1 protein-coding gene is annotated in these 344 nt (G+C 74.7%); it reads right to left on the bottom strand.

What is annotated here, in order from left to right; translation table 11 throughout:
• On the bottom strand, nucleotides 1-344 hold a 344-nt coding region (locus tag HYE82_RS37115), incomplete at both ends, for an SDR family NAD(P)-dependent oxidoreductase (RefSeq protein ID WP_179178606.1).

Here is a 344-nt window from a genome sequence, read left to right as displayed (position 1 = left end):
CCTCCGCCGCCAGCAGCGTCCGCAGGGCGTCGCGATCGGCGGCGTCACACGCCACGACCGACACCTCGACACCCAGCTCCGACAGCTCGGCCACCAACTCAGCGGCGCCCGGAGCGTCGGCACCCCGGCGGCTGGTCAGCACCAGCCGCCCCGCACCCGCACCGACCAGCCAACGCGCCACCCGGCCGCCCAGAGCACCCGTACCACCGGTCACCAACACCGTCCCGGACGGCGTCCAGGACGAAGAGCCCTCCGCACGGGCCGCACGGACCAGACGGCGTCCGAAAACGCCCGACGACCGGACCGCGACCTGGTCCTCACCGGCCGCACCACCGGCCAGTACA

The sequence above is a fragment of the Streptomyces sp. BR123 genome (assembly GCF_013401435.1).
In the GTDB taxonomy this organism is placed as follows: Bacteria; Actinomycetota; Actinomycetes; order Streptomycetales; family Streptomycetaceae; genus Streptomyces.
This window is presented reverse-complemented; position numbering and strand designations above follow the sequence as displayed.